Below are 14,614 nucleotides of genomic sequence, written 5' to 3' on the forward strand. Positions count from 1 at the left end.
CCGCGTGCCAGCGGATCGCTGTAGGCGAACGCGACCCGCTCCACCCACCCCGCCATCTCCGGAAGCCGACCGCGGCGAGCCGGGCAGGGACCGGCTCGCCACAAGCACAGCCGAACCAGTGATCCGCGTGCCAGCGGATCGCTGTAGGCGAACGCGACCCGCTCCACCCACCCCGCCAACTCCGAAAGCCGACCGCGGCGAGCCGGGCAGGGACCGGCTCGCTATTTGATCAGCCGCGACAGCCGCCGGTCGGCGAGGATCCTGCCGTCGGTCTGGCAGGTGGGGCAGTACTGGAGCGTGGAGTCGTGGAAGACCACCTGGCGGATCGTGTCGCCGCAGACGGGGCACGCCTCTCCTGTGCGGCCGTGGACGCGCATGCCGAGCTTCTTCTCGCGCTTGAGGTCGGCCGCGTGCAGGCCCTCGGCGCGAGCGAGCGCCTCCTCGAGTGTGTAGCGGAGGGCCGCGTAGAGGCGGTCCAGCTCGTCGGCGGTGAGCGCGGCGGGCTTGAAGGGCGACATGCGCGCCACGTGGAGGATCTCGTCGGAGTAGGCGTTGCCGATGCCGGCGACGCGGGACTGGTCGCGGAGGACGCCCTTCACCTGCGCCCGGCCCGCCGTGGCGAGGATCGCGCCGAGGATCTCCTCGGTGAACTCCGGGTCCAGCGGATCGGGACCCAGCCGGGCGACGCCCGGGACGTCGAGCGGATCGGCGACGATCGAGAGCGCGAGGCTCTTCTTGGTGCCGGCCTCCGTCACGTCGAATCCCGACCCGTCGTCGAGGACCAGCCGGGCGGCGAGCGGGCCCCGGCCGGGCTTCGCCGGAGCCGTCGGCCGGTCGGGCCGCCAGCGGACCCAGCCGGCGCGGGCGAGGTGCAGGAGGACGTGGGCCTCACCGACTGCGAGGTCGAGGAACTTGCCGTGCCGCGACACTCCGTGGACGGTCTCGCCGGAGAGAGCCGACGGCGGGATGGCCACGGTCTTGAGGGCGGAGATCGCGAACACGTCGAGCCGCTCGAGGACGCGTCCGCCCAGGCGCGCGTCGAGATCGAGAGCGAGGGCCTGGACCTCGGGGAGTTCGGGCATGCGACCACCCTGGCCCGCGGGTCCCGCACCGTCCACCCCTGGCGGAGGGGACGGCAGCGGGTCAGTCGCCGAAGCGCGTCGCCGCGACCTTCCGCAGGAACAGCTCGTGGAACCGGTAGTCGCCGGTGATCTCGGGATGGAACGCCGTCCCGAGGAGGTTGCCCTGCTCGACCGCGACCACCCGCCCGTCGGAGACACTGGCGAGCGCGGTCGCCCGCTCCCCCAGCTCCTCCACGACCGGTGCGCGGATGAAGACCGCGTGCACCGGCGGATCGCCGATGGCCGGCACGTCGAGATCGGTCTCGAAGGAGTCGAGCTGGTTGCCGAACGCGTTCCTCCGGACCGACACGTCCAGGCCGCCGAAGCTGCTCTGGCCGTCGATGCGGTCGAGGACCCGGTCGGCGAGCATGATCAGCCCGGCGCACGTCCCGTAGACGGGCATCCCCGCACTGATCGCCTCGACGACCGGCTCCGCGAGGCCGAAGAGTCGCGACAGCTTGTCCATCACCGTGGACTCGCCGCCCGGGATGACCAGCCCCGCGACGGTGGCCAGCTCCTCCGGGCGGCGCACCAGCACCACCTCGGCGCCCAGCTCGCGCAGGACGTGCGCGTGCTCGCGGAAGTCGCCCTGCAGCGCGAGGACGCCGACGCGGAGCCCCTCGAGGGACTCCCGCGTCGGTCCTGTGCCGGCGAGCGGCGCGTCGGCGCTACCAGCCACGCTCGGCGAGGCGGTGCGGCGCGGGCACGTCGGCCACGTTGATGCCGACCATCGCCTCGCCCAGGCCGCGCGAGGCCTCCGCGACGACCTTCGCGTCGTCGAAGAAGGTGGTCGCCTTCACGATCGCGGCTGCGCGCTTGGCGGGCTCGCCCGACTTGAAGACGCCGGAGCCGACGAACACGCCGTCGGCGCCCAGCTGCATCATCAGCGCCGCGTCGGCCGGGGTCGCGACCCCGCCGGCGGTGAAGAGGACGACGGGGAGCTTGCCGGTCCGGGCGATCTCGACGACCAGGTCGTAGGGGGCCTGCAACTCCTTCGCGGCGACGTAGAGCTCGTCCTTGGTCATCGCCTTCAGGCGGTTGACCTCGCCGGAGATCGTGCGGATGTGCTTGGTCGCCTCGGAGACGTCGCCGGTGCCGGCCTCGCCCTTCGAGCGGATCATCGCTGCGCCCTCGGTGATGCGGCGCAGCGCCTCGCCCAGGTTGGTCGCTCCGCAGACGAAGGGGACGGTGAAGTTCCACTTGTCGATGTGGTTCACGTAGTCGGCGGGCGAGAGGACCTCGGACTCGTCGATGTAGTCGACGCCGAGCTCCTGCAGGATCTGCGCCTCGACGAAGTGGCCGATGCGCGCCTTCGCCATGACGGGGATCGACACGGCGGAGACGATGCCGTCGATCAGGTCGGGGTCGCTCATGCGTGCGACGCCGCCCTGCGAGCGGATGTCGGCGGGGACGCGCTCGAGCGCCATGACGGCGACCGCGCCGGCGTCCTCCGCGATGCGGGCCTGATCGGCGTCGACGACGTCCATGATGACGCCGCCCTTGAGCATCTCGGCGAGACCGCGCTTGACGCGGCTCGAGCCGAACTGCTCGGGAGCGGACGAGGACGGAGTGGTGGTGTCGGTCATGTTCGCGAGTCCTGTTCTGTGCGGCGACTTCCGCCGACGGCAGCTCCGAGTCTACGAGACGGCGCCGGCCGTCCGCGGCGCTGGACAGGGGGCCGGGCGGCGGTCTAGAAGCTCGGCCACGCCGCCGCGAGGCTCGCCCGCACGTCGCCGAGCAGCTGCGGGAGCGCCTTCGTGCGGGCGATGATCGGGAAGAAGTTCGCGTCGGTCGCCCAGCGCGGAACCACGTGCTGGTGCAGGTGCGCGGCGATCCCCGCTCCCGCGACCGCGCCCTGGTTCATCCCGAGGTTGAAGCCGTCGTTGTTCGAGACCGAGCGGACGACGCGCATGGCCGTCTGCGTGAGCGCTCCGATCTCGGCCACTTCCTCGGGAGTGGCCTCGTCGTAGAGCGGGATGTGCCGGTACGGGCAGACCAGGAGGTGGCCGGAGTTGTACGGGAACAGGTTCAGCAGGACGTAGGCGTGCTCCCCGCGGGCGACGATGAGGGCCTCCTCGTCGCTCAGCGTCGGCGCCACGCAGAAGGGGCAGTCGTCGGCTCCGGGCTGCCCCTTCTGGATGTAGACCATCCGGTGCGGCGTCCACAGGCGCTGGAACTCGTCGGGAACCCCGGCGAGGTGCGCCGAGCCCTCCGCCCCCTCGGGCACGCAGCCGTCGCTCACGCTCAGACCTGCGCCTTCGAGGCGACGGCCTCGCGGATGCGCGCGACGGCGTCGGCGACCGGGATCCCGTTCTCCTGCGTGCCGTCGCGGAAGCGGAAGCTGACGGCTCCGGCGTCGCGGTCCTTCTCCCCCACGATCATCTGGAAGGGCACCTTCTGCAGCGTGGCGTTGCGGATCTTCTTCTGCATCCGGTCGCTGGAGTAGTCGATCTCGGCGCGGATGCCCGACCGCTTGAGCTCGCCGACGACCTCCTCGAGGTAGGGCAGGTACTCGTCGGCGATCGGGATGCCCACGACCTGGACCGGCGACAGCCAGACCGGGAACGCCCCGGCGTAGTGCTCGGTGAGGATCGCGAAGAAGCGCTCGATGGAGCCGAAGAGCGCGCGGTGGATCATCACGGGCCGCTTCTTCGAGCCGTCCGAGGCCGTGTACTCGAGCTCGAAGCGCTCGGGCTGGTTGAAGTCGAGCTGGATGGTCGACATCTGCCAGGTGCGGCCGATGGCGTCGCGCGCCTGCACCGAGATCTTCGGACCGTAGAACGCCGCTCCTCCCGGATCCGGCACCAGCTCGAGACCGGAGGCGACGGCGACCGCGCGCAGCGACTCGATCGCCTCCTCCCACTGCTCGGGCGCACCGACGAACTTCGGGTTGCCCTCCTCGTTCGTGGACAACTCGAGGTAGAAGTCGTCGAGGCCGTAGTCGCGCAGCACCTGCAGCACGAACTCGAGGTTGCGGGTCAGCTCGGCCGACACGTCCTCCTGCGCGACGTAGATGTGGGCGTCGTCCTGGGTCAGGCCGCGCACGCGGGTGAGGCCCTGCAGGGTGCCGCTCTTCTCGTAGCGGTACACGGTGCCGAACTCGGCCAGGCGCAGCGGGAGCTCGCGGTAGCTGCGGCCGCGCGAGCGGAAGATCAGGTTGTGGAACGGGCAGTTCATGGGCTTGAGGTAGTAGTCCTGGCCCTGGCGGGTGACGTTGCCGTCCTCGTCCTGCAGCTCGTCGAGGTGCATCGGGGGGAACATCCCCTCGGAGTACCACTGCAGGTGCCCGCTCGTGAGGAACAGGTCGCCCTTGGTGATGTGCGGCGTGTAGACGAGCTCGTAGTCGTGGGCGAGCAGCTGCTCGCGCATGTACTGCTCGATCTCGTAGCGGATGATCCCGCCCTTGGGGTGGAAGACCGCGAGGCCGGAGCCGATCTCGTCCGGGAAGGAGAACAGGTCGAGCTCATGGCCGAGCTTGCGGTGGTCGCGGCGCGCCGCCTCCTCGAGGCGGACCTGGTGCTCGCGAAGCTCGTCCTTCGTGGGCCACGCGGTGCCGTAGACGCGCTGCAGCTGCGGGTTCTTCTCCGAGCCGCGCCAGTAGGCGGCAGCGTTGCGGGTCAGGGCGTAGCCGTTGCCGATCATGCGGGTGTTCGGCAGATGCGGGCCGCGGCAGAGGTCCTTCCAGACCGTCTCGCCGGAACGCGGGTCGACGTTGTCGTAGATGGTGAGCTCGGCGCCGCCGACCTCGACGCTCTCGTCCTCGGCTCCCCCGCCCTTGATCCCGATCAGCTCGAGCTTGTAGGGCTCGCCGGCGAGCTCGGCGCGCGCCTCCTCCTCGGAGACGACGCGGCGCACGAACCGCTGGCCCTGGCGGACGATGCGGTCCATCGCCTTCTCGAGCGCCTTCATCGCCTCGGGCGTGAAGGGCTCCTCGACGTCGAAGTCGTAGTAGAAGCCGTCGGTGACGGGCGGGCCGATGCCCAGCTTCGCCTCCGGGTTGATCTGCTGCACCGCCTGCGCGAGCACGTGGGCCGCGGAGTGGCGGAGGATGTTCAGCCCGTCCGGCGAGGAGATGAGCACCGGCTCGATGCGGTCGCCCGGCACGACGTCGGCGGCGAGGTCCTTGAGCTCCCCGTTGACGCGGATCGCGACCACGGCCCGGTCGGTGAAGTGCGTGAATCCCGTGCCCGCCTCGGTGACGACCGAGTGGGACTCGTTCTCTGCGGGATTCGACGGTTCGTTCGACACGTGCGGGCACTCCTCGGGCTCGGTTGACCCCTCGACTGTAGTCGGCGGCGGCCTCTACCCGAGCGCGTCGCGCACGCGGGCGTCGAGCGCGCGCAGAGCGGAGGCGAGCTCGTCCCGGTCGGCGCCGGGGAGCACGAGCGAGCTGCGCTCGAGCTGGTGCAGGAGGACCTCCTCCAGGCCGGGCGGCAGGGAGTCCACGGCGAGCGCCCCCTCGAGTGCGGCGAGCACGGCGACGACGGCCACCGCGTCGCGTGCCGCGAGTCTGCGTGCGCTGATCTCCATGCGTCTCCGTCCGTGTCGTCCGACCCCGTCACCCTGCGGCAGGACGTGCCCCTGAGAGGGGCGCGGGGGCGACCGGTGCGCAATCCGTCCAGGTGGCATCCTGGTCCGATGGGTGCCGGTCCTGCGCTGCAGCGCTTCACGCGCTCCGGGGCCGACCTGGAGGAGGCGCGGCGCTTCTACTCGGACGGCTACGGCGGGTCGGGATTCCGGACGGAACCGGTCGAGCGGCCCTTCTCCTTCCGCTACGACGTCTCCGGGAGCGAGGGCGTGAGCCTGCGGACGTCTGTTTTCCGGGGCTCCGTGTCCGGGGGGCTGCGTCCGGCGGGCGAGTACGTCGTCTCGTGGTTCCTCTCCGGCTCGAGCGTGGTGGACCCGGAGGGCGATCGGATCGTCCACCTGCCGGGGCGGCCGGTCGTGTTCCCCAGCGCGCGTCCGTTCGAGTTCGTCAGCCGCGACTTCCAGCAGCGGCTCGTGCACGTGGCCGCCGGCCTCCTCGAGCAGGTCGCGTCCGAGGCCGGCGACGGCGTGCCGCTGCCGCTCGTCTTCGACCACCGCTCGATCGCCTCCGCGTCGGCACTCCCGGGCTGGTGGCGGGCGGTCGACGACTTCGCGGGCGTCCTCCGGTCGGGCCGCGAGGCGACAGCGCTGCAGCTCGTGGCGGCCGAGCGCGGCGTCGCTCTGCACCTGCTCGCGACCTTCGCGCACCGGCCGGTCGTCGTTCCGGCGCAGGTGCTGCGGCCGGGGCTCGAGCACCTGCTGCGTGCCGCCGAGTTCCTGCACGCGTTCGCCGCGTCGCCCGTCACCGTGTCCGACATCGCGACAGCGGCGGGGCTCACTCCGCGGGCGCTGCAGGCCGCGTTCCGGAGGCACTTCGGCGACACTCCGCTCGGCTACCTGCGCGGCGTGCGTCTCGACCGGGCGCGCGTCGAGCTGCGCGAGGGCGCTCCGGGCGAGGAGACCGTGCGCGCCGTCTCCGCGCGCTGGGGCTTCCTCAACCAGGGCCGCTTCTCGGGGGCGTACCACCGCCGCTTCGGCGAGTACCCGGTGGAGACTCTGCGCCGCTGACGCTCAGGCGCCGGGAGCGAGATCGCGGGCGTAGCAGACCGAGTGCTCGGACCCGATGTAGGCGCCGAACGGCGGGATGGCGTGGTAGCCCTCCCGGAGGTAGAACCGCATCGCGTCGGGCTGGAGCGTCCCGGTCTCCAGCACCAGGCGCGTCGTGCCCAGAGCGGCCGCCCGCGCCTCGAGCGCGCGCAGGACGGCCGTGGCCGCTCCGGTGCCGCGGGCGGCGCGGTCGGCGAACATCCGCTTCACCTCGATCGCCCCCGGTCCGAGGACGTCGTCGTCGAGAGGCCGCAGTCCGCCGCAGGCCACCGCCGTGCCGCTCGCGTCGCGGGCGACGAGGAAGACGGGCACGTCGTCGGCCGAGGGCGGCGTGCCGGGCTCGTGGTCGTCGTTGCCGTAGCGCTCGTCGAGCTCGCACCGCTGCGCGTCGCGCAGACGCTCGGCGTCCGGGTGGGTCCACGCCACCTCGTCGATGGTCCAGCTCATGAGGGCTCCTCCCGGCCGCGCGACGGGCACGGCCGAGGCCATTCTGCCGCGCCCGCCCCCTCCGGCCGGCCCGGTGGCAACCCCTTCCGCGCCGGGCCGCAGCGGGCGTCGACTGGAGGCCCACCGACGAAAGGACTCACCGTGCTCTCAGACTCCCCCATCGGCCCCGTTCTGCTCTCCCGCGACCTCGCCGCCTCCCGCGCCTTCTACGCCGGCTCCCTGGGACTGGAGGTCCTCGAGGAGAGCGAGTCGGCGATCGCCTACTCCTGCGGCGGCACCCGGCTCACCGTCACCTCCAGCACCACGGGCTCGAAGGACGAGCAGACCAAGGCCGCCTGGCGGGTGGCCGACCTGCGCGCCGAGCTGGACGCGCTGGCGGCTCGGGGCGTGGCTCCGGAGGACTACGACAGCGACGAGCTGCGCACCGAGAACGGCGTGGCCGACCGCGGCAGCGTCTGGGCGGCCTGGATCCTCGATCCCGACGGGAACGCGCTCGGCATCGAGCAGCCGAAGAGCTGATCGGCGCCGCTCTAGACTCGCCCCATGCCCGACGACTCCGCTCCGCTGCCCGCGCCCGGGTGGTACCCGCACCCGGCCGACCTCGGCTCGGAGCTCTACTGGGACGGCGCGGCGTGGACGGACCGGTCCCGTCCGTCCTCCTCGGCGCCCGCTCCCGCCTACGGCACGCCCCCGGGCGCTCCGGAGCAGGAGCTGTACGCCTATCCGTCCGCCCCGTCCTCCGCGGCGGGCCGCAACCCCATGGCGATCGCGAGCCTCGTGCTCGGCGTCCTGAGCCTGCTGATCAATCCGCTGCTGATCCCCTCTATCCTCGCCATCGTCTTCTCGGCGAAGGGCCGGGCGGCCGCACCGCTCGTCGGAGGCGGTCGCGGGCTCGCGACGGCCGGACTCGTCACCGGGATCCTCGGTCTGGTGTCGGGCGTCTTCACCATCGTCGGCAACCTCTCGGCCGGGGTCCCCGGCCTGGCCGGCTGACCGGGGTGCCGCGGCCCTCGACGCCCCGATGACCGCGCGCCGGAGCGCTCCCTGGCTCCTCGTCGTGGCGGTCGCCCTGGTCGCGCTGGTCCTGCGCGGTCCGATCGTCGCCGTCGCGCCCATCATCGACGCGGTGCGCGAGGACCTCGCGCTGTCCGCGGGCCAGGCGGGGATCCTCACCAGCATCCCCGTGCTCTGCTTCGCCCTGGCGACTCCGCTCGCCCTCCTGGTGATCCGCCGCGCGGGACCCGATGCCGCCGTGACCGTCACGGTGATCGGCGTCGCGCTCGGCACGATCGTCCGCTCGATCGGCGACGTGGGACCGGCCGTGGCGGGCACCATCCTGATCGGCGTCTCCATCACGATCGGCAACGTCGTCCTCCCCGTCGTGATCCGGCGGGACGTCGCTCCCGAGCGCGTCGACCTCACGACGGGCGTCTACACCGCGGCCCTCAACATCGGCTCGACGATCACCTCGCTCGGCACCGCTCCGCTCGCTCTAACCCTCGGCTGGCGCGGCGCCCTGCTCGTCTGGCTCGCCCTCAACGCCCTCGCTCTGGCCGGCTGGCTCGTGGCCGTGGGGCCTCGGGCGGCCCTGCGTCCGACTCCCCGCCCGTCCCGCGCCGACCGCGCACCGGCCGCACCGGCTCCGCGGATCTTCCGCAGCGCGACCGTGCTGGCGCTCGCGCTCTGCTTCTCGAGCCAGGCGTTCTCGTACTACGGAGTGACGGCGTGGCTCCCCTCGCTGCTCGTCGACCGCAACGGCTTCTCGATCGCGACCGCGGGCGCGAGCGCCTCGGTGTTCCAGCTCGCCGCGGTCGCCGGCGCCCTCGGCGTCCCGCTCCTGGTCCGCAGGCTCGGACCGCTGGGGAGCATCGTGCTCGTCGGCCTCCTCTGGTGCACGGTGCCGGCGGGGCTGCTGCTCGCGCCGCAGCTCTGGGCGCTCTGGTGCGTGCTGGGCGGCGCGGCCCAGGGCGGAGGATTCACGGTCGTCTTCGTGCTCGTCGTGCGGCTCTCCCGCTCCGATGCCCACGCGTCGCGGCTCTCGGCCACGGTGCAGGGGATCGGCTACGCCGTGGCCGCCACCGCCCCGACCGTCATCGGCTTCGCGCACGACGCGAGCGGCGGCTGGGAGGCTCCCCTGCTGACCGTCCTCGCCGCGACCTGCTCCTTCCTCCTCTTCGGCACCCTCGCCGCCGCGCGCCAGCGCCGGGCCTGACCCGCGACACGACCGGCCGCGCCGTCAAGGGGGCCGTCCGACGACTGTCGGCCCCGTAGCGTGTCCGCATGGCCGAGCAGAGCACGACCCGCGAGAAGACAGCGCCCGATCCCGACGATTCCCGGAAGCCCGACGACGTCACCGACATCACCAAGCGCTCCTGGTTCTACGTCCTCAAGAAGACGGCCCGCGAGTTCGGCGCGGACCAGTGCACCGACCTCGCCGCCGCGCTCACCTACTACGCCGTGCTCGCGCTCTTCCCCGCCCTGCTCGCGATCGTGTCGGTGCTGGGGCTCTTCGGCCAGGCGCAGGCCACCACCGATCTGGTGCTCGACCTGATCGGGAACCTCGCGTCGAGCGAGGTCGTCGACCTGCTGCGCGACCCGATCCAGGCGCTGACCAGCTCCTCCGCCGCGGGTCTCGCCTTCGTGACCGGTGTCGTCGGAGCGATCTGGTCCGCCTCCGGCTACGTCGGCGCCTTCGGCCGCGCGATGAACCGCGTCTACCAGATCGACGAGGGGCGCCCCTTCTGGAAGCTCCGCCCGACGATGCTCGGCGTGACCGTGGTGACGGTCGTCCTGATCGTGATCGCGGCGCTCATCCTCGTGCTCAGCGGACCGGTCGCGACAGCCGTCGGCGACGTCGTGGGCCTCGGCCCCGCCGCCCTCACCGTGTGGAACATCGCGAAATGGCCGGTGCTCGTGGTCATCGCGATCGTGATCGTCGCGATCCTGTACTACTGGGCGCCCAACATCCGCCAGCCGAAGTTCCGCTGGATCAGCATCGGATCGATCGTCGCCCTGGCGATCTGGCTGATCGCCTCGACCGGCTTCGCGTTCTACGTGGCCAACTTCTCCAACTACAACAAGACCTACGGCTCGCTCGGCGCGGTGATCGTCTTCCTCCTCTGGATCTGGATCACCAACATCGCCCTGCTCTTCGGCGCGGAGTTCGACGCCGAGCTCGAGCGCGGACGCGAGCTGCAGGCGGGCATCGAGGCGGAGGAGACCATCCAGCTCCCCCCGCGCGACACCGCCGCTAGCGACAAGAAGGCGGCCGTGCACGAGAAGGACGTCCGCGACGGGCGCTGGCTGCGCCTGGCGAGCGAGAACCGCAGCGACGAGGGCGCGGCCCAGGACGACGAGGCCGCGAAGAAGAAGTGACTCAGGACTCGGCCGACCAGAGCGCGCGGTAGTAGGCCGCGCGCTCGTCGTCCGGATCCGATCCGTACTCCGCGAGGAGCAGCGGGGTGTGGCCGGGGCCGTAGTTCCAGCCGAGGCTGACCGCGGCGACCGCCAGATCCGCCCAGCGGTCGCCCACGCCCAGGTCGCCGACGTCGACCGTGCCGCTCCAGCGTCCGTCGTCGTCGACGAGCGTGTTCGGAGCGCACGCGTCGCCGTGCACCACGACGGGGTCCACGAGCTCCGGAGCCGCGCCGAGCGCCGACGGCCGGCGCGCGAACCAGGAGTCGCCGCGCAGCTCCTCGGGCACCGCGTCGACGGGGAGCGCGTGGACCGCCCGCAGGCCGGCCGCGATCGCGCGGACGGCCTCCTCCGGCCGGGCTGTCCACTTCGGATCGATGGCGCTCCGCCCGGGCAGCGGTGCGGTGAGGAGCCACTGCCCCTCCTCGTCCTCGCCCGCCTCCAGGATCCGGGGCGCGTCGATCCGCCCCTCCAGCCAGCGCAGACGCGCGATCTCGCGACGGAGGTCGACGCCCGTGGACCGGGGATTCCATTTCAGGTACCCGGCGTCCACGCGGAAGGTCAGCCCGTCGAGCTCGTTGCGCCAGACGAGCGCCGGATCGGTGCCGCCGTTCAGGCGCCTCGCCGGCGACGGGATCCGGACGCCGTCGAGCGAGAACTGCCGTGCGAGGTCCGGACCGCTCATGCCCCCAGGGTAGGCGCCCCGATCCTGAGAGGATCCGCATGCCGCGGACCGCGCCACCCGCCTCCTCCGAGCAGCGCGCCCTTACCCTGACGGGCGTGCCGGAGCAGCCGCCCGGCGCGATCCGGTGACGAGGGAGCCCCCGTGACGCAGAGCGACGACGACCGCGGGCCCGTGCAGCCCGACTTCTCGAAGGAGCAGGAGGGCTACCGTCCCGGGCTCAAGCCCCGGCAGCTGCAGATGATCGCCATCGGCGGCGCGATCGGCACCGGCCTCTTCCTCGGCGCGGGCGGCCGACTCGCCACCGCCGGTCCCTCGCTCGTCGTCGTGTACGCGGTCTGCGGTGTCTTCGCCTACCTGATCCTCCGCGCGCTCGGCGAGCTGGTCCTGCACCGGCCGAGCTCGGGCTCCTTCATCTCCTACGCCCGCGAGTTCCTGGGCGAGAAGGCCGCCTTCGTCGCCGGATGGATGTACTTCCTGAACTGGGCGATGACCGCGATCGCCGACGTCACCGCGGTGGCCCTCTACGTGAAGTACTGGTCGCTCTTCTCCTCCGTGCCCCAGTGGCTCCTCGCACTCATCGCCCTGGTCGTCGTGCTCTCGCTCAATCTCGTCTCGGTCAAGGTCTTCGGGGAGCTGGAGTTCTGGTTCGCGCTCATCAAGGTCACGGCGCTGGTGGTCTTCCTGGTGATCGGCGTCGTCGTGCTCGCCGCGGGCTGGCCGCTGCAGTCCGGCGGCGTCGCCGTGGACCCCGGGATCAGCCTCTGGAACGACAACGGCGGCATCCTGCCCGGCGGCCTGGTCGCCAGCGTCCTGGTCGTCCAGGGCGTGGTGTTCGCCTACTCCGGAGTCGAGCTTGTCGGCACGGCGGCGGGCGAGACCGCGGAGCCGGCGAAGGTCATCCCGCGCGCCATCAACTCGGTCATCCTGCGCATCGCCGTCTTCTACGTCGGCTCGGTGCTGCTGCTGACGCTGCTGCTGCCCTACACGGCCTACTCGAAGGGCGAGAGCCCGTTCGTCACGTTCTTCAGCTCGCTGGGCGACGGCTCCTCGGGCGAGATCGCCGGATCGATCATGAACTTCGTTGTGCTGACGGCCGCGCTCTCCAGCATCAACGCCGGGCTCTACTCGACCGGCCGCATCCTCCGCTCCATGGCGCTCAACGGCTCCGCCCCCGCCTTCACCGGCCGGATGAACAAGCAGGGCGTCCCCTACGGCGGCATCCTGCTCACGGCGAGCATCACCCTGATCGGGATCGTGCTGAACCTCTTCGTGCCGTCCGAGGCCTTCGAGATCGTCCTCAACGTCTCGGCGCTGGGCATCGTCACGGGCTGGGGCATGATCGTCCTCTGCCAGATGCAGCTGCAGCGCTGGGCGGCCCAGGGGCGCCTGGAGCGCCCGTCCTTCCGGATGCCCGGCGCCCCGGTGACCTCGTGGCTCACCCTGGCGTTCCTGGTGATCGTGGTGGTCCTCATCGCCGTCGACTTCCCGACCGGCACCTGGACCGTGGGGATCGTCGCGGTGGTCGGCGTGCCCGCCCTGATCGTGGGCTGGCACGTCGCGAAGCCGCGCATCCTGGCGATCGCGTCCGCCCGTGACGGCTTCACCGGCGCCCACCCCGTGATCGCCGCCCGCCCGGCCTCCGAGGCCAAGCGCGACGGGAACGAGCGGCGCCGCGAGTAGGGCGGGTCAGCGCCGGCGGAGGTAGCGCAGGAGCAGCGTGTCGCCGGCGCTGAGCACGTGCGCCAGGTGCTGCGGGCGCGGTCCGGGGACGTCGCCGCGGGCGAGCCTCCCGGAGTCCCCCGCCTCGAGCGTCGGAGCGACGGTCAGGCAGAGCTCGTCGACGGCGTCCGCGGCGAGGAGGGTCCCGAGCAGCGACGGACCGCCCTCGCAGTGGATCCTGCCGAGCCCCCGCTCCGCGAGCTGCGCCCGCATCCGCGTCGCGTCGAGCTCTGCGTCGCCGCAGACGAGCACGTCGGCGACCTCGGCGAGCTCCGCGCGGCGGCGGGCCGGCGAGGAGCCGGTGGTCACGACGATCGGGCGCACCGGCGCCTCGGTGAAGATCCGCGAGGCGGGATCGAGGTCGAGCGACCCCGAGACGATCGCGAAGACGGGCTGCTGGGCGCGCCCGGTGCCGAGCCGCGCCCGCACGGACTCGTCGCTCAGCACCATCGGACCGTAGCCCTCGGTCCGCACCGTGCCGGCCGCGACGAGCACGACGTCGGCGAGCCGGCGGAGCAGGTCGAACACGCGCAGGTCCGCCGCTCCCCCGAGATCGCCCGAGACGCCGTCGCGGGTGACCGCTCCGTCGACGCTCGCGACGAAGTTGACCCGGAGCCACTCCTCGCCCGCCCCGTCCGCGTAGAGGGTCAGCAGAGCCTCGTCGGACAGGTCCTGCCCGGCCGGCGACAGGCCGTCGATGCGGGCGCTCACGCCGCCGGCTCCACGTTGTGGCGGAGGAAGGCGGGCGCCCGCCAGCCCAGCACCGCCTCCGTCATCCGCACGGCGTCCACCGCCTGGCGCACGTCGTGCATGCGCACGATCCGCGCACCGTTCAGGATGCAGATCACCGCGGCGGCGAGGGAGCCCTCGAGGCGCTCCCCCTGCGGCCGGTCCAGCGCCTCGCCGATGAAGTCCTTGTTGGACACCGCGGCGAGCACCGGGAAGCCGAGCGCGGCCACCTCGCCCAGCCGGCGGGTGAGCTCGAGCGTGTGCAGGGTGTTCTTGTTCAGGTCGTGACCCGGATCGACGATGATCCTCCCGGCAGGCACTCCACCCGAGAGCGCGCGATCGACGCGGCTCCGCAGATGGTCGACCACGGTCGCCACGACGTCGTCGTACTCGGGTCTCTCCGGCTCGCTGCGGGGGGCGCCCACGCTGTGGGTGATGACGAGCTGGGCGGAGGAGGAGGCGACGACCTCGAGCATCCGGGGGTCGTGCAGCCCGCTCGTGTCGTTGACGACGGAGGCGCCCGCGGCGATGCTCGCGCGCGCCACCTCGGCGCTCGTCGTGTCCACCGAGACGACCACGTCGCTCCGCTCCGCGATGCCCGCCACGACGGGGACCACCCGGTCGAGCTCCTCCTGGAGCGTGACGGCGGGGCCGCGGCCGAACGGCACTCCGCCGATGTCGACCCAGTCGGCGCCGAGCTCCGCGGCGCGCACGGCGGCCGCGATGGCGCTGTCCAGGGCGAAGGTGGAGCCCTTGTCGTAGAAGGAGTCGGGCGTGCGGTTCACGACCGCCATCACGGCCACCTGCCGCTCGAAGTCGAACTCTCGTCCGCCGATGTGCCGCGTGGTCATGGGCGCGTCCCTCC

The 14,614-nt window shown here is 72.3% G+C and carries 16 protein-coding genes; 6 read left to right on the forward strand and 10 right to left on the reverse strand.

Features of this window, described 5'->3' with window-relative positions; genetic code table 11:
* Positions 1–221 precede the first annotated feature (221 nt).
* The 6 genes from C5C95_RS14535 to C5C95_RS14560 all read right to left on the reverse strand — a co-directional run bounded on the left by C5C95_RS14535 (position 222) and on the right by C5C95_RS14560 (position 5,651).
* Positions 222–1,082: an Fpg/Nei family DNA glycosylase gene (locus C5C95_RS14535; RefSeq protein ID WP_104324726.1), complete on the reverse strand. Its 861-nt coding sequence runs from the start codon at positions 1,080–1,082 to the stop codon at positions 222–224.
* 61 nt (positions 1,083–1,143) lie between these two features.
* A complete protein-coding gene (pdxT, locus tag C5C95_RS14540; RefSeq protein ID WP_374954318.1) occupies positions 1,144–1,716 on the reverse strand; it encodes a pyridoxal 5'-phosphate synthase glutaminase subunit PdxT in 573 nt (190 codons plus the stop codon).
* 73 nt (positions 1,717–1,789) lie between these two features.
* Positions 1,790–2,707, reverse strand: a complete 918-nt coding sequence (gene pdxS, locus C5C95_RS14545; protein ID WP_104224629.1) for a pyridoxal 5'-phosphate synthase lyase subunit PdxS — start codon at positions 2,705–2,707, stop codon at positions 1,790–1,792.
* 104 nt (positions 2,708–2,811) lie between these two features.
* A complete protein-coding gene (locus tag C5C95_RS14550) occupies positions 2,812–3,363 on the reverse strand; it encodes an HIT domain-containing protein (protein WP_258072678.1) in 552 nt (183 codons plus the stop codon).
* 2 nt (positions 3,364–3,365) lie between these two features.
* Positions 3,366–5,276: a threonine--tRNA ligase gene (gene thrS / locus C5C95_RS14555; protein WP_258059257.1), complete on the reverse strand. Its 1,911-nt coding sequence runs from the start codon at positions 5,274–5,276 to the stop codon at positions 3,366–3,368.
* 147 nt (positions 5,277–5,423) lie between these two features.
* The gene (locus C5C95_RS14560) at positions 5,424–5,651 is read right to left on the reverse strand and encodes a hypothetical protein (RefSeq protein WP_104261680.1); all 228 of its coding nucleotides are present in this window, start codon (positions 5,649–5,651) and stop codon (positions 5,424–5,426) included.
* A 108-nt stretch (positions 5,652–5,759) separates the two neighbouring features.
* On the opposite strand from C5C95_RS14560, the gene C5C95_RS14565 reads away from it, so the two are divergent.
* A complete protein-coding gene (locus tag C5C95_RS14565) occupies positions 5,760–6,716 on the forward strand; it encodes an AraC family transcriptional regulator (protein WP_219813859.1) in 957 nt (318 codons plus the stop codon).
* Positions 6,717–6,719: 3 nt separating this feature from the next.
* Here the strand turns inward: C5C95_RS14565 and C5C95_RS14570 are convergent, their stop codons facing one another.
* Positions 6,720–7,202, reverse strand: coding sequence for a GNAT family N-acetyltransferase (locus tag C5C95_RS14570; protein WP_104225442.1), 483 nt, complete (start codon positions 7,200–7,202; stop codon positions 6,720–6,722).
* Between the two features lie 141 nt (positions 7,203–7,343).
* On the opposite strand from C5C95_RS14570, the gene C5C95_RS17530 reads away from it, so the two are divergent.
* The 4 genes from C5C95_RS17530 to C5C95_RS14590 all read left to right on the forward strand — a co-directional run bounded on the left by C5C95_RS17530 (position 7,344) and on the right by C5C95_RS14590 (position 10,577).
* Entirely contained in the window at positions 7,344–7,721 is a 378-nt protein-coding gene (locus tag C5C95_RS17530; RefSeq protein ID WP_104251082.1) for a VOC family protein, read from the forward strand.
* 24 nt (positions 7,722–7,745) lie between these two features.
* Positions 7,746–8,195: a DUF2510 domain-containing protein gene (locus C5C95_RS14580; protein WP_104251081.1), complete on the forward strand. Its 450-nt coding sequence runs from the start codon at positions 7,746–7,748 to the stop codon at positions 8,193–8,195.
* 28 nt (positions 8,196–8,223) lie between these two features.
* Complete coding sequence (locus tag C5C95_RS14585; RefSeq protein WP_104269504.1) at positions 8,224–9,414, forward strand: CynX/NimT family MFS transporter; 1,191 nt, start codon at positions 8,224–8,226, stop codon at positions 9,412–9,414.
* 68 nt (positions 9,415–9,482) lie between these two features.
* Positions 9,483–10,577, forward strand: coding sequence for a YihY/virulence factor BrkB family protein (locus tag C5C95_RS14590; RefSeq protein ID WP_104239455.1), 1,095 nt, complete (start codon positions 9,483–9,485; stop codon positions 10,575–10,577).
* A gap of 1 nt (position 10,578) precedes the next feature.
* On the opposite strand, the gene C5C95_RS14595 is transcribed toward C5C95_RS14590, so the two are convergent.
* Positions 10,579–11,301, reverse strand: a complete 723-nt coding sequence (locus tag C5C95_RS14595) for an aminoglycoside 3'-phosphotransferase (RefSeq protein ID WP_104324728.1) — start codon at positions 11,299–11,301, stop codon at positions 10,579–10,581.
* Positions 11,302–11,442: 141 nt separating this feature from the next.
* On the opposite strand from C5C95_RS14595, the gene C5C95_RS14600 reads away from it, so the two are divergent.
* Positions 11,443–12,981: an amino acid permease gene (locus C5C95_RS14600; protein WP_258067716.1), complete on the forward strand. Its 1,539-nt coding sequence runs from the start codon at positions 11,443–11,445 to the stop codon at positions 12,979–12,981.
* 6 nt (positions 12,982–12,987) lie between these two features.
* On the opposite strand, the gene C5C95_RS14605 is transcribed toward C5C95_RS14600, so the two are convergent.
* Together C5C95_RS14605 and folP are read right to left on the reverse strand one after the other, a co-directional pair.
* The gene (locus C5C95_RS14605) at positions 12,988–13,731 is read right to left on the reverse strand and encodes a pyrimidine reductase family protein (protein WP_104324729.1); all 744 of its coding nucleotides are present in this window, start codon (positions 13,729–13,731) and stop codon (positions 12,988–12,990) included.
* Positions 13,728–14,600, reverse strand: coding sequence for a dihydropteroate synthase (gene folP, locus C5C95_RS14610; protein WP_104309106.1), 873 nt, complete (start codon positions 14,598–14,600; stop codon positions 13,728–13,730). The genes C5C95_RS14605 and folP overlap by 4 nt, the downstream gene beginning before the upstream one ends.
* Positions 14,601–14,614 lie beyond the last annotated feature (14 nt).

It is taken from the genome of Rathayibacter sp. AY1B7 (genome assembly GCF_002932735.1).
Taxonomy (GTDB): domain Bacteria; phylum Actinomycetota; class Actinomycetes; order Actinomycetales; family Microbacteriaceae; genus Rathayibacter.